The sequence below is a fragment of the Phocaeicola vulgatus ATCC 8482 genome, assembly GCF_000012825.1.
GTDB classification, from domain to species: Bacteria; Bacteroidota; Bacteroidia; order Bacteroidales; family Bacteroidaceae; genus Phocaeicola; species Phocaeicola vulgatus.
Genome location: NC_009614.1, coordinates 2,973,695 through 2,999,804 on the forward strand (window position 1 = coordinate 2,973,695; position 26,110 = coordinate 2,999,804).

Sequence of the window (26,110 nt, forward strand, 5' to 3'; positions counted from 1 at the left end):
CAAACAGAAATGAAAACTTTTAGATTAATTGGAATGGCTTTACTAGCCATAGTCATGTGTGTGAATTTCACTTCTTGCAGTGATGATGAAGAACCTAGTAAAAATGATGATGGTGTTATCACCAATCAAAAGCTACTTATTGAATTAAGAATGACAAACGAAGATGGGGTATCTATTACTGAATATTCCTACGGTAGTAATGGTAAGCTAATATCAGCTACAAACACAGAACAATACGATGGTAGCACACACACCAGTACTTATACAGTCACTTGGGGAGCAAACAAAATCATTGAAAGCAGAAATGGAGAGGCAATCACATATACATTAGAAAATGGATTGATAACACATACTTCTGATAGTGACGGAGGAGATTTGGATAATACAGACTTTACTTATAATGCAAACAATCAGCTAGTAAAATTGCAATATGATGAAGAGGACTATCTGTCTTACACATGGCAAGGTGAAAAATTAACTAAAATGGCATGGAGCTTTAGCGATGAAGATATTCACGAATTGTCTTATAGTGGAAAAACTTGTAAAGGCTATCTCCCGATAATGGTATGGAGTGTGGATGATTTGCGTCCGTTATTGGAAGCACATCCCGAATTGGCAGGAATGAGATGCAACCAACTTCCAGACAAAATATATAGCAAAGATGAAATTGACGAAACTACAGAGCAATATACCTATACATTTGATAAAGACGGATATGTGGAAAGCTGTACTGAAGTATCTACTTACAAACGCCTAGATAATAATGAAACAAGAACAGAAACTACAATTTATACTTTCACATGGGAATAGTCTAGTGAAACTGTAACTAATGCAAAAAGCCAGCCTATCCAATTACGGATAAGTTGGCTTTTTCAGTTCTGAACACTTAATCATTAACATCTTTTCTTGGACTTCATTATAGGAACAAGTCCAATAGTAGAGAAATAGTTCCGCATTATCTCTCTGTTACCAATTGGTTTCTTTATTAATTTCTTCATAGCTATAAATTTTAGAGTTTCACATATCCAACTGTATTCAATATTACAGAGAAATCAAAATGAGAATACACTCTATATCTCATAACATTCTGTATTTCTTTATTTTAAGCAAGGTATAACTTTAAAAAGTCAAATTAAGTGGATTTCCGGAATCCTTGCGAACCTACAAGTAAAGGTGAAGTGCTGTTTCCATGCTGGCGGTCCATCCCCCTCCAATGCGCCACCATGCCTAGAAACCAACGGTAAAAGAGTTCTTCCCAATGCGGATTGCCGCAAGGAACGAGCCGGGCAAGTGCGCGGATGCGGTCAGTACCGTCCCAGCGGGGAAGGTCACACAAGTATTCTTCTACAGGATTGTAAAGCGGAACGAAATCGGAGGTGAGAAAGCGGTCTATATCCCGGTCCCACACTTGCAGCCCTTCTTTTAAGGCGCAGAGGGCGATACTGTTGCGGGTACGTTTATCTAAAGGCTTGAAATAGAAATGAACAGAGTCCCGTTGACGGTATTCCACCTCGTCCAGCACGGTGTTGAAGCGGAATTCATACCGTCTTTTCAAGAATTCCTCCAGCCGGAAGGTGGCTTCCTGCTCTTTACTGAAACCGCTTTTTTTACCGAAACCTTTCATTTCCCGGTATCCGTTGCCAAAAGCTGTACGGATGGTTTCTGTGTCCGTTGCGTGAAAATAGTGCATCAGCGTGCGCTGTACGGCTTCCTCTTCGGGGATGCCTGTTTTGAAGCATTGTTCTACCAGATGGGGCAGTAAAGGTTCCAGCCCGTCATCACGTTTCCAGTTTTCCATCTCGGCCAATGCTCTTTTCCGTGCCGACTGGTACATCTGGGCAAAAATCTGCATACTTTCGCAGCCGGGTGTCATTCGTTCCGGTGCGCTTTCGCTGTTTTGTTTCCGTTGCCGGAAAGTTTCCTCATCGGGCAGGGCAAGCGGTTGCTCTATGCAGAAAGGAACGGACGAAGGGTTATAGTAAGGTTGTTCATCCACGGTCATGCGACAGCTTTGCATCAGGTCCGGTTCCTTCAGTGTGATGCCGAAAGGAAGCATGGGCTGGTAGCATGTCACCGCCAGCCGATAGGCGTGGGCATGAAACAGGAGGACTTCTTGTGTGGCAGTGGGCAAGCTGCCGTCAGTGCGTGCGAAGCGTATCCATATCTTTACGCTCCGTCCGCTTGAACCGCAGAAAGCGGCAAAGGTTTGTGGCAGTTGCTCTACTTGGCGTTTCACATATTCCACCTCATACAGGTCGGCGAGCCGGTTCACTTCCAGCTGCACCAGTCCGTTGTAATGTTTCATACGTTTCTCACCCTTTTGTTTGCGGGTATATTCTACGGCAGGATAGACACGCGGCAGTTTGTCGATGTGGACGTAGCGGGCGGACGATCCTGCCAGCCGGGGTAGTATTTCACGCAGTTCCGATATATGCCCTGCTTTGTTCTCTGTCTTTACTTTCTCGAAGAATGCGTCCGTATCGCATAGTGACAAGGCTTCTGTCCCCTGTTCTTCATCTTTCCTGATGAGTGTAATTTTCATATTTGTCTTTCGTTTGAATGTTTTTTTGGTTTTATGTACCTCCCATGGAAAAGATGATGTTCTGTCGTGTGGAGAAGACTGCGTATTGCGAGTGTCTATGTGTGCATATTTTTAGTAAAGATAAGGTTTCTTTCCGGATTCTGCAAATGCTTTCCGGATTAAATGCCGTCTTTTTCTTTTTCCTTTCTTTTCTGTGTTTTTATTCTTAGTCTCAGTGCATATTCCCCTGTCTCTTATTTGTTTTCTACCTTTTCTTTTCTTATTTTTGTATGTTTGTAATTAGTTATCTACCCTTGTGATTAAGTCTGATCATAAAGGTGATTAAAATTAATCACAAAGGTAGTTAAGCTTAATCACATCCGTGATTAATAGATATTGAACTTTCATCAATAAAAAAAGAACAGTATGGCAATACTATTTGATTGGTACGAGAATCCCAAAACCTCTGAGCAACAAGGGGAAGAGAATATGTTGCATCCGCGTCTCCGGCTGAATGGGAAAGTAAGCACGGCCCAGCTCCGTGCCCGTATACAGAAATATTGTACATTGACGGAAACGGATGTAATAGCCGTGCTCGATGCGCTGTCACACGCCATGGGCGAGGAATTGGCGGAAGGCAGGCAGGTGCATCTGGACGGCATCGGCTTTTTCCGTCCCAATCTGGTGAGCACCGAGCCGGTAACCGAAAAGACGAAACGTAAAAATACAAAGGTAAGGCTTAAGGGGATTGTTTACCGCCCCGACCGATTATTGATGGATGAGGTGGGGAAGGTAAAGGTGCAGCGTACCCGGTTCTCGTTTCATTCAAGTAAACTGACCGATGAGGAAATTGACGCATTGCTGACGGAGTTCTTCACAACTCATGATTTTGTGCAGCGGAAAAGTTTCCAGCTTCTTTGCAGTATGACACAAAGTACGGCCAGCCGCCATTTACACCGCTTGTGCGAGGAAGGAAAGCTGAAAAATGTGGGACTTCCCAAACAACCGGTTTATAAGCCGATAAATGGGTATTATGTTGTGAATGAATGATTTAAGTGAGATGTGCAAGAAAATAGGAGTGAGGGCATGAGGGCAATGCTCTCACTTTTTAACATGCCCTCACTGTGTGTAGTGGTTTAATAATGAGTAGGTTATGACTTTTAGTGAGGGCATGAGGGCATAAGTGGGTGCAACTTAATATAAAAAGTTGTTTTACCACCAGATTTGTTTACCATCAACGTATGTGAACGGACGTTCTTCTGTTTTCCGTGTGTGTGCAGAAATAGATAAAATAGTTGAAGTCCGTTACTAAAATAGGGAAATCCCTACCAACTAATAGGGATTTTCTTTGTTATGAACTGAAACCTCTGGCTATCTTTGCACTAGAAAAAGTAGATAGAATAACAAATAAAACAGGTATGAGTATGAAAAAGATTGTATTAGCTTCGCTTATGATGGTGTGCTTGCCTTATTGGGCAATGTCACAAAGCGTTGATGACGACCTTTATTTCATCCCTAAGAAAAAAGCTGAAAAGAAAGAGGAGGTTAAGCAAGAGGTGAAAGTGGTGGTTCCGCAGAAGCAGAACACGACTACCGTTTACGCAGCCCCCGGTTCTACAGTGGTAGTGAAGGATGTGAAAGGAAAAGTGCGCGATGTGGATGAGTATAATCGTCGTTATACTTCACGAGATAATAACTTCTCGATGGAGAATGATACCTTGTATATTGAGGAGAAACCTTTGAATGAGAGAGGGGAATGGGTTAATGGTTTTGAGGGCTCTCAAGACGATTATGAATACGCGATGCGTATCGTCCGTTTCCGCAATCCCCGTTACGCCATTCCGGTAAGCAGTCCGCTCTATTGGGATGTGGTTTACGGTTTGCCTTCATGGGATTGGAATGTATATGATGACGGATTGTATGCATACGTTTTTCCCACTTACACGAACCGCTTGTGGTGGGATTGGCGTTGGAATTATCCATATGGCGCCAGCTGGGGATTCAGTTGGGGATGGAGTTCGCCGTGGTACTACAATAGCTGGTACTATCCCGGTTATTGGGGTGGCGGCTACTGGGGTGGCTATTGGGGCTACCATCATCACCACCACCATCATTATTATCCGCATTATTCCGGTCACGGTTGGGGCGGCGGCTACTGGGGAGGCGGTCATGGATGGTATGGCTCAAGCAGACGTAATCCGGGAATACATGCCGGAAGATACACCAACAGCTATGGCTCTTCACGCCCAAGCCGGAATAATTATGTGAATAGTTATGATAGGAATAGTCGTAATTCGTATGTAGGAAATTCCAGACAAAATGTCCGTAATAGTGCTAATAGCTATCGTACCGCAACACGTAACGGATCTTCATCAGGAAGAGTGGTTTCGGGATCTGACGGTGTAAATTCGGTTCGTCCTAATAGAAGCGCTATCAGAACCCGTACAGGAGCAACTCTTTCACCAAGTCAGGCTGCAGGAGTCCGTCCGGGTAATTCGTATTCACGTCCGACAGAAGGAAGGGGTTCTTCCTATACCAGACCAAGCAGTACCCGGAGAAGTGTGGGAAATGCAGCAGGATCTGCTTATCAGAGAACAGGGGCTGCAAGCCGTGGCGCTTATCGTAACAATAGTGGCGTTTCGAACTCTCGCAGCAGTTCATATTCCCGTAGCAGCAGTCCTTCCCGTAATAGTTCGTCTAACTCTTACCGTAGTAGTGGAACTTCTTCTTCCCGTAGTAGTTTTTCTAGTGGCGGTGGGGCTTCCCGTAGTTCCGGAGGCGGTGTTTCCCGTTCAAGTGGCGGTGGCAGATCGCGTACCAGATAAGTAGCAGATTAAACCAGACTGTTGTATTTAATAGAATTGATGTATGAAAAATAAAGTAATAGTAACCGCTTGTACGTTGCTGGCAATGGCAACGGCAAGCGCACAAAATGCTTATGATGCGGAAAAGTTGCTGGGGAATGACTTGAATGGAACAGCACGATTTGTTGGTATGGGTGGTGCCATGGGAGCTTTGGGAGGTGATATATCTGTCATGAGTTCCAACCCTGCGGGTATCGGCATTTTTCGTAGTAATGATGTGTCCGTTTCTTTTGGTTTTAATAATACTTCGACAAAGAGTAACTTTAGTGGCGTGTCAATGAATGAAGACAAAACGCGCGCTTCATTTGACCAGATTGGATTTGTTTATAGCAATAAGATAGGCAACAATACTTCTTTGCGTTTTGTGAATTTCGGATTCAATTACCATAAAAGTAAAAACTTCAACCGCCTTTTCTCTATGGGAGGGGCGTTGGATAATATGTCACAAAGCTTCCAGCTGGCTCAGGAAATGGAACGATATGGATTGACGGAAAGCGAGTTTAATGACATACTGGATGCGAAGAATCCTTATACCAAATATTGGAACCAGTTACCTGTTTTAGGAGTAATGGGGGTGAGAACCGGTGTGGTTGACTGGTTTAATGATCCTGAAAAAAACATTCATGCTCCATGGGGGTGGAATGGTTTTAACAATAACTTCTTTAGTAAGGAAACTGGAGGTATCAGTCAATATGATTTTAATGTTTCATTCAATATTGAAGACAGGGTCTATTTAGGAGCTACCTTGGGGGTCTATGATGTGAATTATGACCGTTATACTTCTTATACGGAAAATTTGAATGATGATAAGGGTGCGGATAATGGGGGGTATACATTGGATAATTATTATAGACTGGAAGGAACTGGTATGGATTTGAAGTTGGGGGTTATTGTACGTCCTATAGAAAGTTCTCCTTTCCGTTTGGGATTTGCCGTTCACACGCCTACATGGTATGATTTAAGAGAAAGCTATAATGCCACTTTATCTTCTGATATTTTAGCTTATGAAAAACCCTATATCCAGACATTGAGTGATTTTCTGGTAACTCCGGAATATGATTATTTGACCTATGATTATAATCTTACTACTCCGTGGAAATTTAATGTCAGCGCGGGTACTACTTTTGCGGGTGCGGTGGCAGTAGGTGCGGAATATGAATATCAGGATTATTCTTCCAGTAAGCTGAAGGATGTGGATGGTTATGAATTGGGAGATCAGCCTAGCGTTGAGAATTATCTGAAAGGTGTCCATACTTTCCGTATAGGAATGGAAACGCGGATCATACCTGAGTTTAGCATCCGTGCAGGGTATAATTATTCTTCGGCTGCATTTTCAAAAGATGCTTATAGTGCCTTGTCTTTATATAGCACGCGTACTGATTTTAATAATACGGAGTCTAAGAATACCTTTACGTTTGGTCTTGGATACCGTGGCAGTGTAATTTATGCGGATTTGGCATATAAATATGATATGTATAAATCAAACTTTTATGCTTTTGACGATATAGATCTTCCGGCAACTAAAGTGGACAATGAACGGCATCAGCTCTTGCTGACAGTCGGCGCCCGCTTCTAAGAATTTATTGTGAGTCTAATATAATTAACCTGTGATATACCGGAAGAACTTTATAGGCTTCCGGTATATTTTTTATTTATCGCGGAATTCTTTCCTTTTCCAGAAGTTGAATCCTGCATATACACGAACGGTTCCGAATGTATTAGTGAGAGAGAAATTCCTTTTCCGATAATCGTATGTATGCATCACCAGTGAAGCACCTACAAAGTACTTGTTGGTATTATAGACCACGGCGGCACGTGTTATCAGGTCAAAATTGATATCCTTTATCCAATGATTGTCGGTGTTAGGCGTATCGTCTATTTTTGATTTTTTATAGGCAATGGCCGGTAAGAGTGAAAGATTGGAAACCCAGTTTTTTGCAAATACCCAGTTATAGCCATAACCCACGTTGATGCTGTAATCAGAATATTTCACTTTCTTGAAAAGCAGGGCATCATGCAGTTGGGCTCTCACTTCACCGGGAAGCTTTTCGTAATCAAAAGATATGTTGTGCTGGGAATAAGAAAAGCCCGCCATCAGGGAACCCGCGCTTTTACGCTGGTTGGTGGACTGGCTATAGGCTGCCGGATAAGAGAATTTTTTATAATTGAAAATCCAATAGGCGTTCAGTCCTTTGATTTTACTTTGCAATCCGTTGAAATTCAGATTTTTAATGGGAGTTTTCAGGTCAAATCCGCTGGAAGAACGTATCTTGAAATCGCTTCCTGTCTTTCTGTAATATAAATCCACACCAAATTTGGAACTATAAAGATTCAGTGCCATTTCGGTTTTCTTGGCCTTGTTCTTGTGTCCGCCGAAAATATCTTTTACATCGAAAGAATATCCTAGAAATATCCAGCGCCATCCGAAATAGACCCCCAGCTTGAAACTGGCATTGGGGGAGAATCCCAAACTTTGTTCGCCGTTGTTTCCTTTACTGCCTAACCGATAGTATTCGTACCAACTGCTGGATTCCAGCATGAAAGCCAGATTGTAGAGGTTAGGCGAGATATAGGTGGTATCGACCGCGTTGAATTCTTTTCCCACTTTCCTGATTTTTCTTCCGGTATGACGGACAGTTGTCGCTATTCCATCGGTCAATGTAATGAGAACACCCTTGTTGTCCTGTACTGTCGAGTCCTTCTGTTCCGCTTGTGCATATACACCGAGGGCGGAAAGGAAAGACAGACAAAACAGGCATAATTGACGGATGTCCATAGGCAGAAATCAGAGTTTGTCAAGTATACGGTCCATTACCCAGTTGGTGGGTGTCGCACTGATGCCGTCGCAGGTACAGACAGCTTTTCCCTGCAAGTGTTCTACTACGGCTTTTATGAGCGGAAGTTGTACATGAGGGGGATTTTCGGGAAGAAACTCCTCGCGGCCTCTTTCAGTATGCAGGGCGATGGGATCGTAAGTGAAAACAGAGAAACAGATCATTCCCTTGTCTCCGATGATTTCTATACGGTCTTCCTTGGCCGATTCATGGGCAACGAAACACCATGATCCTGATCCCGGCAGACCGGAATCAAATTTGAAGCAGGCACTTATCGTATCTTCTGCCGGATATAACCCGCCACGGTTGCTCTTGTATCCTTGGGCTTCGAGAATGCAGCCGAACATATCTTGTAGCAAATCCAGCTGGTGAGGAGCCAGATCATAGAAATAACCGCCGCCGGCAATATCAGGTTGTACACGCCAGGGAAGGTTGGTACTGTTGTAATCCAAAGCGCGGGGAGGCTGGGCGAAACGTATCTGTATGTTGATGACATTGCCTATTTCTCCGTCCTCTACCATCTGGCGTACTTTTTGGAAATAAGGAAGATAGCGTCTGTAATAAGCTACGAAACAAGGAATTCCTGTTTCCTGTGATATGCGGTTGATGCGTGCACAGTCTTCATAGCTGGCCGCCATAGGTTTCTCGATGTATACGGGCTTTCCTGCCTTCATGGACATAATGGCAAAAGTGGCATGAGAAGAGGGGGGAGTGGCTATATAAATAGCATTGACATCTTCATCTCCTATTAACTGCTGCGGATCGGAGTACCAGCGGGGAATGTTGTGTCTTTTGGCGTATGATTGAGCTTTTTCTTTGTCACGGCTCATTACGGCCACTACCTCTGAACCTTCGATCAGGGCAAAGGCTGGTCCGCTTTTCTTCTCGGTCACTTCTCCGCAACCGATGAAGCCCCATTTTACTTTGTCTAATTTAACCATGGTAATAACTTTTTTGTCATTCCGCTTAAAATAATAACAATTTATATTGCAAAGATAGGACTATTTTGCAATTTCAGCCGGATAAAAATCAGTTATTGTAATATTTCTTGCGCAACAGTTTGAATGCAGGAGTCTTGACGTAGTCATTTAACCAGGAATTCAGGCTGTCAAGCAATATTGGAGAATGTTTGCTTACTCCCCATGAATAGAATTGTGAGAAGCTGATGGCTGTTTCTATATCCAATTGTGGAAAATCATTGATGGAGGCTTTGGCAATGCTCTCGTCGCATACGGCATAGTCTATGTCACCATGTGCTACCATGGCCAGTAATTGTTCTTGTCCGTATTTCTCCACTTCTTTGATATAGATGGTATCGCCTATTTCGTTACTTAAATTATGTATGCGCAGGATGGCAGGTGAGTTTTTGACTAGATGAAGGGTCTTGCGGGCTAGTTCCAACTGGCTGTGAATGTACAGACTATCGTTTTCTTTTTCGGGTTTACGCTGTACCAGTACTTGTTTGTTCAGTATAATGGGGCGGGTAAACAACAGGGAGTCTTTGTATTCTGTGGTAACTACCGTGCTGTTGGCCAATATATCGTATGTTCCTTTTTGTACGTCTTCCAGTCTTTTGGAAAAGCTCATTTCAGGAGTGATTTCCGGTTTCAGTCCTTTGCTGTGTGCAAAAGCATGGAGCAGTTCGTAGTGGAAACCGGAAACGGTGTCGCCGTCGGCATAAAAACTGATAGAATTGTACTCGGTAACGGCACGCAGGATTCCCGATGCCGCTATTTCTGCATAATCGCGGGGCAGACTGGTTTCAGCCTCCGTTTTCTTTTTGAAGAAGATGGAGGATAGGGTTACTGCAAGGATACCCATCAGAATGTATTTCAGATATTTTCTCATATAGACCGTCAATCAAAGAAATTCCATGAAAGGCCGAACTTTATCATTCGCGGATTGATTGGGTAGTGAGGCGCCAGGAAGTAATTGGATTTTCCCGAACCGGCATTGACGTGATACATCATAATAAAGAAGCGGGTACGTTTTAAATGCAGGTTGGCATAGACGTTGACTATCGGAAAAGCTCCTATCTCGATTTTGTCATCAGGATTCTGGTTATAGAATTGTCCGATGACGGGGGAGTAGTCTGGCGCGTAATATTTACTGAAATAACGCACATCTGCTCCCATTTCTATCTGGAGTACTTTTTTGGCGAGACCGAATTTCATGTACAAGTTGCCGTAAGCCGACAATTCCGGTAAGGGCAGAATGTCTTGCTCACTTGATTTTTGATAGGCTACTTCACCGTCGAGATGAAATATTCCTACTTTCAATTTTTGTTGCAACATTGCTGTGAATATTTGTATATTGCCGGAGTGCTGTCTTACGGCTGCATTGTTCTTGAAACCGGTGACATTTCCTTCACTGTCTTTTACCGGTATGCTGGCATTGGCCAGATAAGTGTAGTTCTTTATATTTTCCACTCCGGCACGCAGTTGGGTTCCCCATCTGTTCAGACTTAGTTTTCCTTCCAGGCGGGTTCTCATTATTTTGGATAAATCGTTGTTGTCCCACCAGTAATGTTTGGATTGGAAATGCCTGAAATAGAATACGGGGTTCTGGTTCTTGATGAATGCATTTACATCCAGTCTCACCGTATCTCCGAATAAACGGAGATTCAGATCCCCTCTGCCTTCTACGCTGAATTGTCCTGCATCTTCACCGGCTATGGCCAATTCTCCTAGAATATTGTAATGTAATAGTTTTCCTTGTTTTTTGGATAGTTCGCCGCCAATGGAGAGTGAACTTTCCTTATAGTTGTTGATAATGCGCTGTCCCGGTATGTTTGTCGTGTCGGTCAAGGCGAAGTTTCGGTATTCATAACTTAAAAAGGCGGTAAGTCCGGCTTTCGCCCATTTGTTGAATCCTTCTTGTAAAGCAATGCCAATGGTATTTTTGATGGATGTGCGCTTCGTCTTGTCTATTGAGTCGGTCCCCAGATAGTTATGTTCAAAATACTTCTGATTCTGTGCGTCATCGTATGAGATGTATTTGCGATTGTTCAAGTCCACTTGTAATGTATGTATGAAGCTTGTGACAGGAACAAATACCTGCGTTATTTTTACGGAGTCCGTATCCACACTGTCCTGTTTTTCTTTATAGAACCCTAAGTTGTAACGATGTGTCAGGAAGGCATGGTAGCTGGTGTTGTGATTCCATATCTGACTCAGTCGCGTTGGGATTTCGTTGGCGGAATATTCTTTTTTGCCTTCTGCCATATCCAGCGGGTTGGTGATATACCGGTCGTCCGTGATACCTCCGTTTTCTGCCATCTTCAAGTTATCGTTGTTGAATATGAAATGCATGTCATATTTGTCTCCCCGGTAGCTGGAGAACAGGCCACCGTTGAAGAAGGCTGTGGACTGATCTTGGTAAAGCCCCCGGCCATACAGGTAATCTATGTAGAATCCAAACCCCAGTCTTTTGTTTGCATTGATGGCAAAATAGGATTTGAAGCGTTCTTCTCCGTCACGGCTGCCTCCTCCTTTGTAATAGCTCAGGTTCGTGAATGGAGAAAATGTATTGGTGAATATGACATCTTCCGGACGTTGTACGCAAAAGTCGTATGGGTCGGTGAAAAAGTATTGGCTGGGATCCCGACGGTCAAAAAAGATGCGTGAGAGGCGGGGGGAACCCAAATTTCCCAAGTAATTGTATTGTCCGGTGTAGCCCCCCATGTCATTTGAGTTCTGGAAAGCGTGCTGCAAGGTATCTACGGGGATATAAGTGACATTGCCAAAACGACTGTCCACTTTCCATGAATACAGTCCGATGGGGATAGTGTTGGCATCTACTACGGCTGTCGTGTCTATGGGGTTTCCGTTACGGTCATATTGGTTTCTGTCCAGTCCGTTTGCCGAGGAACCGAACTGATTGTTCAGGGTATTCATTGTCCGCTGTGCCATCAAGGAAGTATGGAAGCACAGGAATAATAAAAAAATAATAGAGAATATTCTTTTCATAACGGCGGCAAAGATACAATATAAAAATAAAAGGAAGAGCTTTTCCGCTATGGAAAGTTCTTCCTTTTATTATTCGTTTAGAGTTATTTTAACTTACTGAGGTTTAATAATCTCCATTCCGATTCGGATGGCTTCTTCATTCATCGGTATCAGATGATGGTGACGTTCGGGCAATGTTTTGCGTAAAGCTTTTATTACACTTTCAATGGATACTACGGGACGCAGTTTCAGCAAGCCTCCTAAGACAATCATATTGAAGGTCTTTGCCATTCCTTTTTCGTTGGCGGCATCCATTGCGTCAATACGATAGATTTGTATGTCCTTACGTGTCGGAGGCTCGATGATTCCGTATCCGTCATAAATGAGGATACCACCCGGTTTGATTTTGCCTTCAAACTTTTCCAATGAGGGTTGGTTCAGTATGATGGCTGTGTCATATTGGCTGAGAATGGGTGAAGAGATGCGTTCATCACTGACAATCACCGTTACGTTAGCGGTTCCTCCCCGTTGTTCGGGACCGTATGCCGGCATCCAGGTTACTTCCTTGTCTTCCATCAGTCCGGAATAGGCAAGTATCTTACCCATGGATAGCACACCCTGACCGCCGAATCCTGCTATAATGATTTCCTGTTTCATGGTTTCTGTCTTTTTATTCTTTATCTTTCAAATCACCCAGCGGATAGAAGGGGAACATGTGTTCCACCATCCAGTCATTGGATGCTTGCGGAGTCATTTTCCAACCGGAATTACAAGTCGATACAATTTCCACCAAATTGGATCCTTTGCCATTCATTGAGTTTTCGAATGCCTTGCGGATAGCCTTTTTTGCTTTGCGGATGGCAGGAACCGTATGTACGGCCTGGCGGGTAACGTAGGCGGTGCCTTCCAAAGTGGCGGCAATTTCTGTCATTTTCAGCGGATAGCCATGAATGGCTACATCACGACCATAGGGGCAGGTGGCTGTCTTCATGCCAACCAGCGTGGTAGGAGCCATTTGCCCACCGGTCATTCCATAAATGGCGTTGTTGATAAAGATGATAGTAATGTTTTCGCCACGATTTAAAGCATGGATGGTTTCGGCAGTGCCGATACATGCCAGGTCACCATCTCCCTGGTAGGTAAATACCAGACGTCCGGGCCATAAACGCTTGATGGCGGTAGCTACGGCTGGTGCGCGTCCGTGGGCGGCTTCTTGCCAATCGATGTCTAGATAGTTGTATGCAAAAACGGCACATCCTACCGGTGACACACCGATTGCCTTATCTTCCATGCCCATTTCTTCAATAACTTCGGCTATTAACTTGTGAACCACACCGTGGCTGCATCCGGGGCAGTAATGCATCGGATTGTCATTCATCAGTGTCGGTTTCTTATAAACCAGGTTTTCGGGTTTTATGATTTCTTCTTTTGTCATAGTTTCTCCTCCTATTGCTTATAACATGAACCGCATAAAGAATTCCATCAGCTTGAGAAAAATAGCTGCTGCACAGACATAGATGAATACTTTGAAGTCACTTGCCATGAAGTAAGTGATGACAGCCGCTAGTGCCAGTGCCATGAAAAGTATGTTCAATATGTTTCTGATCAGATCGATATTCATACGGTCTTATTTTATTAGTTTCTCTTTCAGTGCAGTGATTACTTCATCCGGATCGGGAACAATACCACCCAGACGTCCGAAGTGTTCTACAGGCACTTTGCATTCTACGGCCAGACGGACATCTTCTACCATTTGTCCGGCGTTCAATTCTACAGTGAGGATACCTTTTACCTGTGCGGCGCGTGCTGCAATAGCTTTCGACGGGAACGGCCATAGGGTAATAGGACGGAGCAAACCAACTTTGATGCCTTCTTCCCGAGCCATTTCCATTGCTTTTTGGGCAATGCGGGCACAAGAACCGAAAGCTACGATCAAATATTCGGCATCTTCGCAGTGAAGTTCTTCGAAACGTACTTCGTTTTCTTCTATTTCTGCATATTTTTTCTGAAGATGGATATTACGTTTTTCCATCTCGGCAGGATCGAGTTCCAATGAGGTGATGATGTTGGGAGTACGGTGGTGGGTTCTGCCGGTAGTGGCCCACGGACAACGGGCTATGACTTCTTCATCTGTCAGGCGTGTGCGCTGTTCGGGCAATACTACTTTTTCCATCATCTGTCCGATAACGCCGTCTGCCAGAATAATGGCGGGATTGCGGTATTTGAAAGCCAGATCAAAAGCTATACCTACGAAATCTGCCATTTCCTGTACTGATGCAGGAGCCAGGGCTATGAGGCGATAGTCTCCGTGACCGCCGCCTTTCACTGTTTGGAAATAGTCGGCCTGACTAGGTTGGATGGTTCCTAATCCGGGACCTCCGCGCATGACATTGACAATCAGGCAGGGGAGTTCGGCACCGGCAATGTACGAGATGCCTTCCTGCTTTAAACTGACGCCGGGACTGGAGGATGAGGTCATTACCATTTTACCGCTCGCTGCACCGCCATATACCATGTTGATTGCTGCGACTTCACTTTCTGCCTGCAACACCACCATACCGGTAGTTTCCCAAGGTTTCTCTTCGGCCAGCGTTTCCAATATTTCCGATTGGGGAGTGATGGGATAGCCAAAGTAACCGTCTACTCCGATACGGATAGCGGCGTGGGCTATGGCTTCATTTCCCTTCATTAAAACGACTTCTTCTGCCATATTTGTTACATTTATTGTTGTTTTACTTTATACACAGTGATGCATCCGTCCGGACAGACTGTGGCACATGATGCGCAACCATTGCAGGTATCTTCTAATACCTGGTGGGCGAATGTGTATCCTTTTTTATTCACTTGTTTGGCATTGAGCGCGATTACATGCAGCGGACATGCCACTACACATAGATTGCAACCTTTGCAACGCTCTGTGTCTACTACAATAGCACCTTTAATCTTTGCCATGGGTTAGTTATTATTGATTATACATGTCTTTGTTATAGAAATTCAGAATATTCATAATCATGTTACGGGCGGAAACGGCCGGACTTTCCGGATTACGCTCGATGGCTTCCAGATAATTGTTCAAAGCTTGTTGCCAGTCTCCCATTTTGCGGTAGGCGTTACCCAGTAAGTAATAGGGTTCATCGTTGACGTGCGCATCGTTTCGGATGAAATTAGTTAGCGCATGAATGGCTCTTTCCGTATCACCCTGTTCGATAAGTGTCTTTATGTCCTGTAATTGTTCCGTCATAAGGCATGATTGTCTCATTGTTGTTTACAAAGATACTCTTTATTTGTTATGAAAGGGAAGATTGGAGCAGAAAAAACGGCTTTCTTGCTAAAAACATTTAAAAAAAGGAGAGAAAGATAGGGAAAAAATGGAAGAATGATTTCTTCTAATGGTTTGATTATTATAGAAATGGTTTCAAGTGAAACGGTTGATAGAGGAACGGTGTTATTTATTCTTAAAGGGGAGACATGTTTGAATGGTATTTGTCATGGTGCTTTTGGGGAAGTATATGGTAGATCGTTTGTATGTTTTTTAGGGGGAGTTGTCGGGTTATCTCCCCCTAAAAAAAGTTTTATGTATTATCAGAATAAACTGTCACGGTATAAATATATGGGAGAAAAGACTATTTTATTACTTCACCTACATACATATTATATGCCTTCTGACCGTCATTACTGGGGTTCATCTTTTTTGCTTCCTCACCGGTAACGGTCTGTTTCATCAGTTTCTTGCAGTTTACTATCAACCACGGCTCGCTATTACCTTGCTTGTAGAACGAAATTTTATAATTATCGCTCTGATCCATCAGCATATTGCCCATTGATTTGGCTTGGTCGATTACGCAGAATGCTACTTCTTTGCCGAATAACTGGCCGAAACCTCCCCAGCATTCTTTACCGATTTCGAATTGTTCATCGTTTCCGGCAGTAATTGTCATACGTGAGGATGCCTTGATTTGGTCATCTATGCTTTGTTCTTTGCTGGGAGTTGCATTATTGGCTGCTTTTATTTCGGTATTACCCTCAGAACCACCGATGACAGCCGGTTGGGCAGGGGGAGTTACCGGAGTGGCGGTAACGATTGTTGTTGCATTTGATATCGGAGTAGCTGTCACGCCCGGAGCAGGAGCAACTGCAATTTGTGAGTTGTTCAAGACCTTGTTGCCCAATGTATCTTGGATGGATTTGAACAGTGTGTCTTTCAAGTCAATAGTCTCTCTTCTGAATTTGCCGCAGATGGGAGCCAGCTTGGTCTTCGATTTGTTTAAAGCCATATCGTCTACAATCCATTCCTCTGCACTGTATTTTTCTCCTCCGTCACGAGCTTCATCATACCAATAACGGATACGGGTCATTTCGATATCACATTTTCCGTTTTCGCAGGTGATAAACAACTGATAATAAATTCTGGTTCTGTCCAATGACAATGCGGAGGAGGAGAATACCAGATATTCTTCGCCACCTGCTGCAATGGTTCCTTCATCTTCATTGGTGTAAAGAACACGTGCATTGAACTTGCCTTCGGGCTTGAAACGTTCTGTGGCCCATTTCAGCATGGTGCCATATAGTTGGTCTTTCGTTAAAGACGGTGCCTGTATCTCTGTTTTGAAAGAAACTTTACCGTCATCCATAGTTATCGCTCCCGCCAGATATTTGGGATCTGTCTGTGCCATAGCGATGAATGGCAGACATAGGAGCATTAAAAAAAGAATCTTCTTCATAGTAATATTTTTTATTTTATATTTTAATCTAAGCAAAGATAGGAATAAAAAAAAAGAGAAGCTATAATGCCTCTCTTTTTTTACTTTTATTATTATTGCGTGAATTTTACTTTACAGGTATCTTTTCAATGCGCTTTTGGTGACGTCCGCCTTCGAAGCCGCTGTTAAAGAATTCATCCAATATTTTTTCGGCCATTTCATGGTCAATGAATCGTCCCGGCATTACCAGAACATTGGCGTCATTGTGCTGACGTGACAGATGGGCTATCTCGGGCATCCAGCATAGTGCCGCACGGATACCCTGATGTTTGTTCAATGTCATGCTGATGCCTTCACCGCTTCCGCAAATTGCCACTCCGGGTCCGCATTCTCCGGCTTCTATAGCCAGTGCAAGCGGATGGGCATAATCTGCATAGTCACAGCTTTCTGTACTGTATGTACCGAAATCTTTGCATGGATAGCCTTTTTCAGTTAACCATGTCTTTACAAACTCTTTCAGTTCAAATCCTGCATGATCGGATGCCAGTCCTACTTTTTTCATGCCAGCATTTCTTTTACTTGGTTATACACGTTCTGTGCGGTAAAGCCCAGCTTTTCATCCAATACTTTGTAAGGAGCGGAGAATCCGAATGATTCCAGACCGAATACCTTACCGTTGGCACCTACCAAACCTTCAAGGTTTACAGGAAGACCGGCAGTCAGACCGAATACTTTAGCCCCTGTGGGAATGATACTGTTTTGGTATTCCTTGCTTTGGCTGCGGAACAATCCCTCAGAAGGAGCGGATACGATACGTATTTTTATGCCATCCTTGCGGAGAAGTTCTGCACCTGCTTCCAAAGTGGAAACTTCGGAACCTGAAGCGACTAGGATTACATCCGGATTTTCATCGGAGCCTGCAACAATATAAGCGCCTTTGGCAGCCTGTGAATAGTCGTTTCCTGCAGGCAGATTCGCGATATTCTGGCGGGAGAAGATCAGTGCGGTGGGGGTGCTGGTATTTTCCATGGCCAATTTCCATGCCACAGTGGTTTCTTCCGCATCTGCCGGACGGAGTACCAACATAGAATTGTGTCCTTTGTGGTTTTTCAGTTTTTCCATCAGGCGGATTTGTGCTTCTTGTTCTACCGGTTCGTGAGTAGGACCGTCTTCACCTACACGGAATGCGTCGTGTGTCCAGATGAATTTGACGGGAAGTTCCATCAAGGCAGCCATACGTATGGCGGGTTTCATGTAGTCTGAGAATACGAAGAAGGTAGCGCATGCAGCAATCACACCTCCGTGAAGTGCCATACCCAGGCAGCAGCAAGCCATGGTTAATTCGGAAACACCTGCCTGCAGAAATGCACCGGTGAAGTCGTCTTTTGTGAATGCATGTGTTTTCTTCAAGAAACCGTCGGTCTTGTCTGAATTTGACAGGTCGGCAGAAGAAACGATCATGTTTTCTACTTCTGTAGCCAGTACACCGAGAACTTTGGCAGAAGCGCTGCGTGTAGCATCTCCGGCTTTTTGTTCGATAACATTCCAATTTACTTTCGGAGCTTTGCCAGAGAACCATAGTTCCAATTTAGCAGCCAGTTCGGGGTTAGCTTTAGTCCATTCAGTTTTAGCCGCATATTTTTCTGCAACAATTTTTTTCAGTTCCTCTGCACGTTTGGCATACAACTCTTTTACTTCAGGGAAGATTTGGAAAGGATCGGTTGGATCGCCGCCTAAGTTTTTGATTGTATTGATGTAAGCATCACCTCCCAAAGGAGCACCGTGGGTGGCACAGTTACGTTCATAACTGGAATCATCCGCTTTGCGTGCGCCTTTACCCATAATGGTCTTACCGATAATTAATGTGGGCTGACCGGTTACGGCTTTCGCTTCTGTCAGAGCCGTGCGGATTGCATCGGGATCATTACCGTCGATGGTAATTACTTTCCAGTGCCATGCTTCGTATTTCTTGGCAACATCTTCGCTGGTAACAGCATCGGTAGCGGTAGACAGCTGGATGTCGTTTGAATCATAAAACATGATCAAGTTGTCCAGCCCCAAATGACCTGCCAGACGGCCTGCACCCTGAGAAATCTCTTCTTGAATACCCCCATCGGATATATAGGCATAGATGGTCTGGTCCATGACATGACCCAGACGGGCTTTCAGAAATTTGGCAGCGATAGCAGCACCTACTGCAAAAGTGTGTCCTTGTCCTAACGGGCCGGAAGTATTTTCAATACCGCGCATGATGTCCACTTCAGGGTGTCCCGGAGTCGGACTGCCCCATTGGCGGAACTGTGCCAGTTCTTCCATGGTGAACTTGCCGGTCAGTGCCAAAGTGGAATACAGCATCGGTGACATGTGGCCTGGATCAAGGAAGAAACGGTCACGCCCTTCCCAACGCGGATTTTCAGGATCGTAAACTAAAAACTCAGAGAAAAGCACGTTTACAAAATCAGCGCCACCCATAGCTCCACCCGGGTGTCCTGAATTAGCTTTCTCTACCATCGAAGCAGCCAGAATACGGATGTTGTCCGCTGCACGGTTCATAAGTTTCTTTTCGTTCATATTAAAATAATATTATAATTTGAATGCTATTAGTGAGTCGGTTTATCTTTGCTATTTTATTTAATATCTGCAAAGATAACTCTTTATGTGTAAACCGCAACATGTAAAGAGGCTCTTTTTTAAGCCCGTTTGACTCACTTCTTAAATCGGGTCGCTGCTTCTTCAACAGGCAGTCCTGCCTTATAGTTTTCGATATATGTGTTGAATCCGGCTACATCTTCGGCTGTTGGCGATATTTCAATACCGGCATCACCGGCGAATACTTTGTCTTCCAGAAAATCTGCCAGGGATTGGTTCTTTTCATTGTTGACAAGGTAAGAACCTAGCAGGGCGATTCCCCATGCGCCACCTTCACCGGCAGTTTCCATTACGGAAATAGGGGAGTTTATAGCTGCTGCAAGTATTCTCTGGCCTACACCTTTCGTTTTGAATAATCCGCCGTGTCCTGTGATTCTGTCTACTTTGATTTTCTCTTCATTGAAAAGAATGTCATTACCTATCTTAAGAACTCCGACTGAAGCGTATAAATGGGTACGCATAAAGTTGGCGAGGTTGAATTTGTCATTTGCAGAACGTACAAACAATGGCCTTCCGTCGGCAAGTCCTGTCACGGGTTCACCTGAAATATAATTATACGAAATAAGACCACCGCAATCTGCATCGCCTGCGAGCGCATGATTGTAAAGTTTTCCATATAATTCATTCATATCTACGGGTATACCCAGCAGTTCTTGGTATTCTTTGAACAGATTGATCCAGGCATTGAGGTCGGAGGTGCAGTTGTTGCAATGTACCATAGCTACAAGGCTTCCGTCGGGAGTGGTAACCATGTCAATCATTTCGTATGGCTTGGACAACTCTTTTTCCAATACAATCATGGAAAATGAGGAAGTGCCTGCTGATACATTCCCGGTGCGTTGCTTGACAGCGTTGGTTGCTACCATGCCGGTTCCGGCATCTCCTTCCGGAGGGCAGACAGGTACACCTGCTTTCAAGTGGCCCGACACGTCCAGCCTCTTGGCACCTTCCGGGGTAAGGAACCCTGCATTCTCGCCGGCGGGTAAGACTTTGGGCAGGATATCTGTCAGTTTCCAAGGGTATCCTTTAGGAGCTACCAACTTGTCGAACTTGGCTATCATTTCGGCAGAATAATTCTTGGTAGCCGGGTCTATGGGAAGCATTCCTGATGCATCACCTATGCCCAGAACTTTCTGACCTGTAATTTGCCAATGAATGAAACCTGCAAGGGTGGTCAGATAGTCAATGTTACTTACGTGTTCTTCATTGTCTAAAATAGCTTGGTATAAATGAGAAATGCTCCATCTCAGAGGAATGTTATATACGAATAATTCAGATAAAGCGGCGGCTGCCGGACCGGTATTGGTATTTCTCCATGTACGGAAAGGTACAAGGATTTCTTCTTCTTTATTGAATGCCATATAACCATGCATCATGGCACTGACACCGATTGCCGCCAAGGTTTCTATTTCTGTGTCATATAGCTTTTTTACGTTGGAACGGAGATCTGCATAGCAGTCTTGCAGGCCATGCCAGATAGCTTCCACACTGTAAGTCCACAGTCCGTCTACCAGTTGGTTTTCCCAGCTGTGGCTTCCCTGGGCAATGGGCTTGTTTTCCTGGTCAATCAAAACAGCTTTGATTCGTGTTGATCCGAATTCTATGCCTAGAATAGCTTTTCCTGCTTCGATGGTTGATTTTGCATCTGATTTCATATTAAAACCTATAATTTAAGGTACAACAATAATGATGATAAAATAAGGTGGGATGTGCCAAGAATCTTATTAGCCTTGACACATCCCCTCTTTATGGATGAATTAGCAAAGTGCTTTGTTCAGCATATAGTAGACTTCGTTCATGCGAAGCTCTTTCTTGAAGTTGCTGATGGTAGTATCTTTGTCGATACGGATCATTTCGATACCTGCAATCTCAGCATAGTCTTCCCAATATTCTGCTGTCAGATCATAAGAGAAGCAAGAATGATGTGTTCCACCTGCTAGGATCCATGCGCCTGCACCTACTTCGAAATTAGGCATCGGAATCCACAGGGCGGAAGCAACCGGTAATTTGGGCAACGGTTTCGACTCGATGCATTCTACGTCGTTCACGATCAGACGGAAACGGTTACCCAAGTCTACTACAGTGGCGGTACAACCTGAGCCTACTTTTGAAGTGAATACAAGACGGGCTGTCTGGCTCTTGCGAATACCTATGCCTAGGAAGTGTACTTCCAGACGTGGTTTGGAAGCGGCGATAAGAGGGCAAACTTCCAGCATATGTGATTGCAGGATAGCACTGTTTGCACCATCGAAGTTCAATGTGTAATCTTCCAGGAAAGAACAACCTTTGGAAAGTCCTTGGTTCATCACCCATACGGTACGGTAGAGAGCTGCTGATTTCCAGTCACCTTCCGCACCGAATCCGTAGCCTTCAGCCATCAGACGCTGGGAAGCCAGTCCCGGAATCTGATCGAAGTAGCTGCCGTCTGTTTGGCCCAAATCATCAAAATTAGTAGTGAATCCTTTGGCGCCTTTGGCTTTAAGGATGGCACGAAGAGCTAATTCGGCTTTTGCAGCGTTCCATACTTTCTGATAAGCTTCGGTTGATTTATCTTCTAATGAAGCATCGTGGTCGTATTCGTTGAAGTAAGTTGCTACAAGTGCCTCTACATCTGTATCCTTGATGTTTTTATGGTATTTCATCAGTTCGCTTGCCGGACAGTAATCTACGTGATACCCCATACGTTGTTCTGCTTCCACTTTATCACCGTCAGTTACAGCTACATTATTCATCTGATCGCCGAAACGGATGATCAGCATATCCTGAGAGTCTGCCCAACCTGCACAAACGCGCATCCAAACGGCAATCTTGTGCTGGGTGTCTTCGTCTTTCCAGTAACCTACCACTACTTTGCGGCGGATGCGCATACGGGTACAGATATGTCCGAATTCGCGGTCACCATGGGCGGATTGATTCAGATTCATGAAGTCCATATCCATGGTATCCCAAGGAATTTCCTTATTGAATTGAGTGTGTAGATGTAACAGTGGTTTCTTTAACTGTTGCAGACCGTGAATCCACATTTTAGCTGGGGAGAAAGTGTGCATCCAAGTGATGACACCGATACATTTTTCATCGTTGTTGGCTGCTTTGAACACTGCTTCCACTTCTTTGGAAGAGTTGGCTGTTCCTTTATATACTACTTTTACAGGAAGTTTCCCTGATTCGTTCAGTCCGTTTACCATTTCATTGGAGTGAGCGTCTACTGCTATAACTGCGTCACCTCCGTACAGAAGCTGTGCTCCTGTTACAAACCATACTTCATACTGATCAAATGCTTTTTCCATAATGTTATATTTTAAAAGGGTTATTAATTTCTTTGTTTCTTATTTCTGTCCATAATAGGCATTGGGGCCGTGTTTGCGGTTGAAATGCTTTTCTATTAATAAAGAATTCATCGTTAAATGAGGGTTGGCGGCAAAAGCGATACTTGCCATTTTGGCTACCTGTTCCATGACTACTGCATTATGTACAGCATCATTGGCATCTTTTCCCCATGCAAAAGGACCATGATTTTTTACTAGTACTCCCGGAGTATGTACAGGGTTCAGGTTCTTGAAACGTTTCACAATCACATTGCCTGTTTCCTGTTCGTAGGCACCTTTTACTTCCTCTTCAGTCATATCTGCGGTACAAGGAATGGCGTCATGGAAATAATCGGCATGAGTCGTTCCGATATTGGGGATATCCATTCCGGCTTGTGCCCAGGCGGTAGCATAGGTGGAGTGGGTATGTACCACTCCACCTATTTCGGGGAATGCTTTATATAGAACTACATGGGTGGGAGTATCTGAAGACGGACGAAGAGAACCTTCTACCACGTTGCCGTCCAGATCTACTACAACCATGTCTTCAGCTTTCATATCATCGTATGATACGCCACTGGGTTTGATTACTACCAGACCTGTTTCACGATCGATGGCAGAAACATTTCCCCATGTAAAAATAACTAGTCCGTGTTTCACCAAATCCAGATTGGCACGGAATACTTTTTCTTTTAATTTTTCTAACATAATGAATAATTGGGTAATGTGGCAATCTGCTAATTTGTCAATTGGCAAATTATTGCATCGGCACATTATTTTAAAGTTTAAATTTCGGATCTTTTCTGTAGGCCTTATCATTAAATTTATAAAGATAAGCACCTCGTCGGGAACCTGATTTGTCTATCAAATCTGTTTTTTCAATGAAATCCATTTCGGCTACCCGCTTGCGGAAATTCCGCTTGTCCATCGGTTCGCCATAGATTGCCTCATATAGATTTTGCAACTGTGTCAGGGTAAACAGTTCGGGCAGCAGGTTAAAACCAATTGGATTGTATGATGCTTTGTGCTTCATCAGTTCACGTGCTTTGGAAATCATGATCGGATGGTCGAAAATGAGCTGTGGCAGTTCGTCTATTTTTGTCCAATGGGCATTGTGCTGCTGCACTAGTTCCCTATCATATTCATTTACATTGACTAAAGCATAATAGGCTACTGATATGACTCGTTCTCCCGGATCGCGCTCTAAGTCGCCAAATGTGCCTACTTGTTCCATATATACATTTTCCAATCCGGTCAGTTCTGCCAATACCCGTTTGGCGGCAGCGTCTACACTTTCGTCTTCTTGTACGAATCCTCCCATCAAAGACCATTTTCCCATAGCCGGTTCAAAATTTCGTTTTAGTAGAAGCAGTTTTAATTCTCCTTCGTCAAAACCGAAAATGATACAGTCTACAGATACATAGAATTTAGGGTTTATGTTATAATAGGTGGTCATGGTTTAGCGTCGGTTTAAAATTAACAGGCTGTATTCTTCAAGATAATTCAAAGCATACAGCCTTTAATTTATGGTTTACCAGAAATAAGCATAGAATAGTGCACAAAGCAGAACTACACCTAAAGAGGTAATAACATCCCATTTGTTCCAACTCTTTCTGATAAGTTCCTTGTAACTGCCGGTAAAGGTGATGGCTTCCACTTGTTTGGCGGTTGGAGCCGGAGTGAAGCATGATACAACAACCATTAACAACAAGAGGAATACAAGTAGCCATATTTCAAAAATAAGCCAGTTTGTCTGCCAAAACCAAGTTGTATTTTCCCAAAACCAGCCGGTCATCACATCTTTTCCGGTGTTGGTGAGGATATTAGTCAGCAAACGGAGCATACCAATTAGGAAACCTACAATCATGGCTGTTTCACCGGCTTTCGGAGTGATTTTCTTGGAGAATATACCAAGTGCAAATACGGCTACCATTGCAGGTGCAAGGAGGGACTGTATGCCTTGCAGGTAGTCGTAAAGGCTGCCGAGGCTCATCATTACAGGAATCCATGCCATGCCGAGGATAACTACAACTACGGTGGCGATACGTCCTACCATAACATAAGTAGCTTCACTTTTGTTTTTAAACATGGGCTTGTAAAAGTCTTCTGTAAAAAGTGTGGCGCATGAATTAAAGAAAGCAGCCAGTGAAGCAACCAATGCGCAGATGAATCCGATAGTTACAATACCTTTTACACCGGCAGGCAGAACATCCTTTACCATTACAGCAAAAGCCGCATCTGTATTTGACATATCAAATTCACCTTTTGCAGCCAAGGCGGCAGCTACCATCCCCGGAATAAGAAACATGAAGACAGGCAGGATTTTAAAATAACCGGCTGCAATAGTACCTCTGCGGGCACGCTTCATTACCACATCATTATCTTCGCCTTTACGCTGTCCAAGTACACGCTGTACGATATGCTGGTCGGTACACCAATACCAGAAACCGATGATGGAAGCTCCGATAAATACCCAGAATCCAGGATAATCTTGATACATCGGGTCTGCTTCGGTCCAGTGAAACATATGGTTGGCACCATAAGCGTGTCCGTCTGCTCCTACATTCATGGCGCTACGCGCATGATCCATCATTTCTGTCCATCCTGTAGCAATATTACCGTCTCCCAAGGCTGACAGTCCCAGGAAAAGAACCAAGAAAGAACCGATGATTAAAATAGGGGTTTGAATAGCTGAGAGGGTCATTACTCCTTTCATTCCACTCAGTACGGTGAAGATGCCGGTCAGGACAATAAGTCCGATTGCCCCATACCAAAAAGGAAGTCCAAGTAAGAACTCCAAAAAGATACCTCCGGTATAGGCGGTTACACTCACTTTAGTAAGAATATAGGCTATCAGTGTGATGATAGAAAGCCATGAACCGGTACGCGGGGTATAACGGTATTTAAGGAAATCGGGCATGGTAATGATTTTGCCCATTTTATTGTTTAATAGTTGGTAGAATGGAACAAAAAGCCATCCTAGAAGAAGAATCATCCAACCTTGCATTTCCCAGTGTGCCATACCTACTCCGGATTTGGCACCGGTTCCTGCCAAACCTACCAGATGTTCCGAACCGATATTGGCTGCAAAGATAGCAGCACCAATGATGTACCATGGCTCACCTTTGCCAAATAGATAATCTTCACTGCTTGCTCCTTGTTGCGAGCGTTTGTCTTTTTGTACAGAGCGCCATACCGCCCATATCACAGCTACAATGCCGACTGCCAGTATTGTCCAGTCCAGCCAGATGAATTCATGTGAATTCCAATTCATGATATTAAATATTTAA

The 26,110-nt window shown here is 44.0% G+C and carries 22 protein-coding genes and 1 pseudogene; 4 read left to right on the forward strand and 19 right to left on the reverse strand.

The window, feature by feature from the left end:
- The first annotated feature begins 9 nt into the window (after window positions 1-9).
- Window positions 10-810 (forward strand): DUF4595 domain-containing protein, encoded by an 801-nt coding sequence (locus tag BVU_RS11575; protein WP_011964754.1) that lies wholly within the window; start codon window positions 10-12, stop codon window positions 808-810.
- Between the two features lie 325 nt (window positions 811-1,135).
- On the opposite strand, the pseudogene BVU_RS11580 reads toward BVU_RS11575, so the two are convergent.
- Window positions 1,136-2,542 (reverse strand): annotated as a pseudogene (locus tag BVU_RS11580) (BT4734/BF3469 family protein); the annotation flags it as partial.
- A gap of 405 nt (window positions 2,543-2,947) precedes the next feature.
- On the opposite strand from BVU_RS11580, the gene BVU_RS11590 reads away from it, so the two are divergent.
- From BVU_RS11590 to BVU_RS11600, 3 genes are all read left to right on the forward strand, one after another.
- Window positions 2,948-3,571 carry a DsbA family protein gene (locus BVU_RS11590; RefSeq protein WP_005846153.1) on the forward strand — a complete coding sequence of 208 codons (624 nt, stop codon included), beginning with the start codon at window positions 2,948-2,950 and terminating at the stop codon, window positions 3,569-3,571.
- A gap of 374 nt (window positions 3,572-3,945) precedes the next feature.
- Window positions 3,946-5,346, forward strand: coding sequence for a hypothetical protein (locus BVU_RS11595; protein WP_005846156.1), 1,401 nt, complete (start codon window positions 3,946-3,948; stop codon window positions 5,344-5,346).
- A gap of 43 nt (window positions 5,347-5,389) precedes the next feature.
- Window positions 5,390-6,961 carry a hypothetical protein gene (locus BVU_RS11600; protein WP_005846158.1) on the forward strand — a complete coding sequence of 524 codons (1,572 nt, stop codon included), beginning with the start codon at window positions 5,390-5,392 and terminating at the stop codon, window positions 6,959-6,961.
- Window positions 6,962-7,033: 72 nt separating this feature from the next.
- Here BVU_RS11600 and BVU_RS11605 read toward each other — a convergent pair whose 3' ends face one another.
- From BVU_RS11605 to BVU_RS11685, 18 genes are all read right to left on the reverse strand, one after another.
- A complete protein-coding gene (locus BVU_RS11605) occupies window positions 7,034-8,161 on the reverse strand; it encodes a DUF4421 domain-containing protein (protein WP_041174450.1) in 1,128 nt (375 codons plus the stop codon).
- Window positions 8,162-8,170: 9 nt separating this feature from the next.
- Entirely contained in the window at window positions 8,171-9,160 is a 990-nt protein-coding gene (locus tag BVU_RS11610) for a Gfo/Idh/MocA family protein (RefSeq protein WP_005846163.1), read from the reverse strand.
- 88 nt (window positions 9,161-9,248) lie between these two features.
- The gene (locus BVU_RS11615; protein ID WP_005846165.1) at window positions 9,249-10,067 is read right to left on the reverse strand and encodes a transporter substrate-binding domain-containing protein; all 819 of its coding nucleotides are present in this window, start codon (window positions 10,065-10,067) and stop codon (window positions 9,249-9,251) included.
- Between the two features lie 8 nt (window positions 10,068-10,075).
- Entirely contained in the window at window positions 10,076-12,187 is a 2,112-nt protein-coding gene (locus BVU_RS11620; RefSeq protein WP_005848599.1) for a putative porin, read from the reverse strand.
- Window positions 12,188-12,280: 93 nt separating this feature from the next.
- Entirely contained in the window at window positions 12,281-12,823 is a 543-nt protein-coding gene (locus BVU_RS11625) for a 2-oxoacid:acceptor oxidoreductase family protein (protein ID WP_005846169.1), read from the reverse strand.
- Between the two features lie 13 nt (window positions 12,824-12,836).
- The gene (locus BVU_RS11630; RefSeq protein WP_005848597.1) at window positions 12,837-13,601 is read right to left on the reverse strand and encodes a thiamine pyrophosphate-dependent enzyme; all 765 of its coding nucleotides are present in this window, start codon (window positions 13,599-13,601) and stop codon (window positions 12,837-12,839) included.
- An 18-nt stretch (window positions 13,602-13,619) separates the two neighbouring features.
- Window positions 13,620-13,787: a hypothetical protein gene (locus tag BVU_RS22545; RefSeq protein ID WP_005846173.1), complete on the reverse strand. Its 168-nt coding sequence runs from the start codon at window positions 13,785-13,787 to the stop codon at window positions 13,620-13,622.
- Window positions 13,788-13,793: 6 nt separating this feature from the next.
- Window positions 13,794-14,876 carry a 3-methyl-2-oxobutanoate dehydrogenase subunit VorB gene (locus BVU_RS11635; protein ID WP_005846176.1) on the reverse strand — a complete coding sequence of 361 codons (1,083 nt, stop codon included), beginning with the start codon at window positions 14,874-14,876 and terminating at the stop codon, window positions 13,794-13,796.
- A gap of 11 nt (window positions 14,877-14,887) precedes the next feature.
- Complete coding sequence (locus BVU_RS11640) at window positions 14,888-15,118, reverse strand: indolepyruvate ferredoxin oxidoreductase subunit alpha (protein WP_005846178.1); 231 nt, start codon at window positions 15,116-15,118, stop codon at window positions 14,888-14,890.
- Window positions 15,119-15,128: 10 nt separating this feature from the next.
- Window positions 15,129-15,425: a tetratricopeptide repeat protein gene (locus BVU_RS11645; protein ID WP_011965557.1), complete on the reverse strand. Its 297-nt coding sequence runs from the start codon at window positions 15,423-15,425 to the stop codon at window positions 15,129-15,131.
- A gap of 364 nt (window positions 15,426-15,789) precedes the next feature.
- Window positions 15,790-16,887, reverse strand: coding sequence for a DUF4468 domain-containing protein (locus BVU_RS11650; RefSeq protein WP_005848589.1), 1,098 nt, complete (start codon window positions 16,885-16,887; stop codon window positions 15,790-15,792).
- Between the two features lie 106 nt (window positions 16,888-16,993).
- A complete protein-coding gene (rpiB, locus tag BVU_RS11655) occupies window positions 16,994-17,428 on the reverse strand; it encodes a ribose 5-phosphate isomerase B (RefSeq protein WP_005846184.1) in 435 nt (144 codons plus the stop codon).
- Complete coding sequence (locus BVU_RS11660; RefSeq protein WP_011965558.1) at window positions 17,425-19,437, reverse strand: transketolase family protein; 2,013 nt, start codon at window positions 19,435-19,437, stop codon at window positions 17,425-17,427. Before BVU_RS11660 ends, rpiB begins: the two co-directional genes overlap by 4 nt.
- Before the next feature lie 134 nt (window positions 19,438-19,571).
- Window positions 19,572-21,170, reverse strand: a complete 1,599-nt coding sequence (locus BVU_RS11665; RefSeq protein ID WP_008671064.1) for a xylulokinase — start codon at window positions 21,168-21,170, stop codon at window positions 19,572-19,574.
- 102 nt (window positions 21,171-21,272) lie between these two features.
- Entirely contained in the window at window positions 21,273-22,802 is a 1,530-nt protein-coding gene (gene araA, locus BVU_RS11670) for an L-arabinose isomerase (RefSeq protein ID WP_011965559.1), read from the reverse strand.
- 39 nt (window positions 22,803-22,841) lie between these two features.
- Window positions 22,842-23,528 (reverse strand): L-ribulose-5-phosphate 4-epimerase, encoded by a 687-nt coding sequence (locus BVU_RS11675; RefSeq protein ID WP_041174451.1) that lies wholly within the window; start codon window positions 23,526-23,528, stop codon window positions 22,842-22,844.
- 70 nt (window positions 23,529-23,598) lie between these two features.
- On the reverse strand, window positions 23,599-24,276 hold the full coding sequence (locus BVU_RS11680; protein ID WP_005846195.1) for an NUDIX hydrolase: 678 nt from the start codon (window positions 24,274-24,276) through the stop codon (window positions 23,599-23,601).
- A 75-nt stretch (window positions 24,277-24,351) separates the two neighbouring features.
- Entirely contained in the window at window positions 24,352-26,094 is a 1,743-nt protein-coding gene (locus BVU_RS11685) for a sodium:solute symporter (protein WP_005846197.1), read from the reverse strand.
- Window positions 26,095-26,110: the final 16 nt, after the last annotated feature.

Excerpts from the sequence above, each read along its gene's own strand:
- BVU_RS11575 (WP_011964754.1), top strand. The coding sequence starts at position 10 with ATGAAAACTTTTAGATTAATTGGAATGGCTTTACTAGCCATAGTCATG.
- BVU_RS11590 (WP_005846153.1), top strand. The coding sequence starts at position 2,948 with ATGGCAATACTATTTGATTGGTACGAGAATCCCAAAACCTCTGAGCAA.
- BVU_RS11595 (WP_005846156.1), top strand. The coding sequence starts at position 3,946 with ATGAAAAAGATTGTATTAGCTTCGCTTATGATGGTGTGCTTGCCTTAT.
- BVU_RS11600 (WP_005846158.1), top strand. The coding sequence starts at position 5,390 with ATGAAAAATAAAGTAATAGTAACCGCTTGTACGTTGCTGGCAATGGCA.
- BVU_RS11605 (WP_041174450.1), bottom strand. The coding sequence starts at position 8,161 with ATGGACATCCGTCAATTATGCCTGTTTTGTCTGTCTTTCCTTTCCGCC.
- BVU_RS11610 (WP_005846163.1), bottom strand. The coding sequence starts at position 9,160 with ATGGTTAAATTAGACAAAGTAAAATGGGGCTTCATCGGTTGCGGAGAA.
- BVU_RS11615 (WP_005846165.1), bottom strand. The coding sequence starts at position 10,067 with ATGAGAAAATATCTGAAATACATTCTGATGGGTATCCTTGCAGTAACC.
- BVU_RS11620 (WP_005848599.1), bottom strand. The coding sequence starts at position 12,187 with ATGAAAAGAATATTCTCTATTATTTTTTTATTATTCCTGTGCTTCCAT.
- BVU_RS11625 (WP_005846169.1), bottom strand. The coding sequence starts at position 12,823 with ATGAAACAGGAAATCATTATAGCAGGATTCGGCGGTCAGGGTGTGCTA.
- BVU_RS11630 (WP_005848597.1), bottom strand. The coding sequence starts at position 13,601 with ATGACAAAAGAAGAAATCATAAAACCCGAAAACCTGGTTTATAAGAAA.
- BVU_RS22545 (WP_005846173.1), bottom strand. The coding sequence starts at position 13,787 with ATGAATATCGATCTGATCAGAAACATATTGAACATACTTTTCATGGCA.
- BVU_RS11635 (WP_005846176.1), bottom strand. The coding sequence starts at position 14,876 with ATGGCAGAAGAAGTCGTTTTAATGAAGGGAAATGAAGCCATAGCCCAC.
- BVU_RS11640 (WP_005846178.1), bottom strand. The coding sequence starts at position 15,118 with ATGGCAAAGATTAAAGGTGCTATTGTAGTAGACACAGAGCGTTGCAAA.
- BVU_RS11645 (WP_011965557.1), bottom strand. The coding sequence starts at position 15,425 with ATGAGACAATCATGCCTTATGACGGAACAATTACAGGACATAAAGACA.
- BVU_RS11650 (WP_005848589.1), bottom strand. The coding sequence starts at position 16,887 with ATGAAGAAGATTCTTTTTTTAATGCTCCTATGTCTGCCATTCATCGCT.
- rpiB (WP_005846184.1), bottom strand. The coding sequence starts at position 17,428 with ATGAAAAAAGTAGGACTGGCATCCGATCATGCAGGATTTGAACTGAAA.
- BVU_RS11660 (WP_011965558.1), bottom strand. The coding sequence starts at position 19,437 with ATGAACGAAAAGAAACTTATGAACCGTGCAGCGGACAACATCCGTATT.
- BVU_RS11665 (WP_008671064.1), bottom strand. The coding sequence starts at position 21,170 with ATGAAATCAGATGCAAAATCAACCATCGAAGCAGGAAAAGCTATTCTA.
- araA (WP_011965559.1), bottom strand. The coding sequence starts at position 22,802 with ATGGAAAAAGCATTTGATCAGTATGAAGTATGGTTTGTAACAGGAGCA.
- BVU_RS11675 (WP_041174451.1), bottom strand. The coding sequence starts at position 23,528 with ATGTTAGAAAAATTAAAAGAAAAAGTATTCCGTGCCAATCTGGATTTG.
- BVU_RS11680 (WP_005846195.1), bottom strand. The coding sequence starts at position 24,276 with ATGACCACCTATTATAACATAAACCCTAAATTCTATGTATCTGTAGAC.
- BVU_RS11685 (WP_005846197.1), bottom strand. The coding sequence starts at position 26,094 with ATGAATTGGAATTCACATGAATTCATCTGGCTGGACTGGACAATACTG.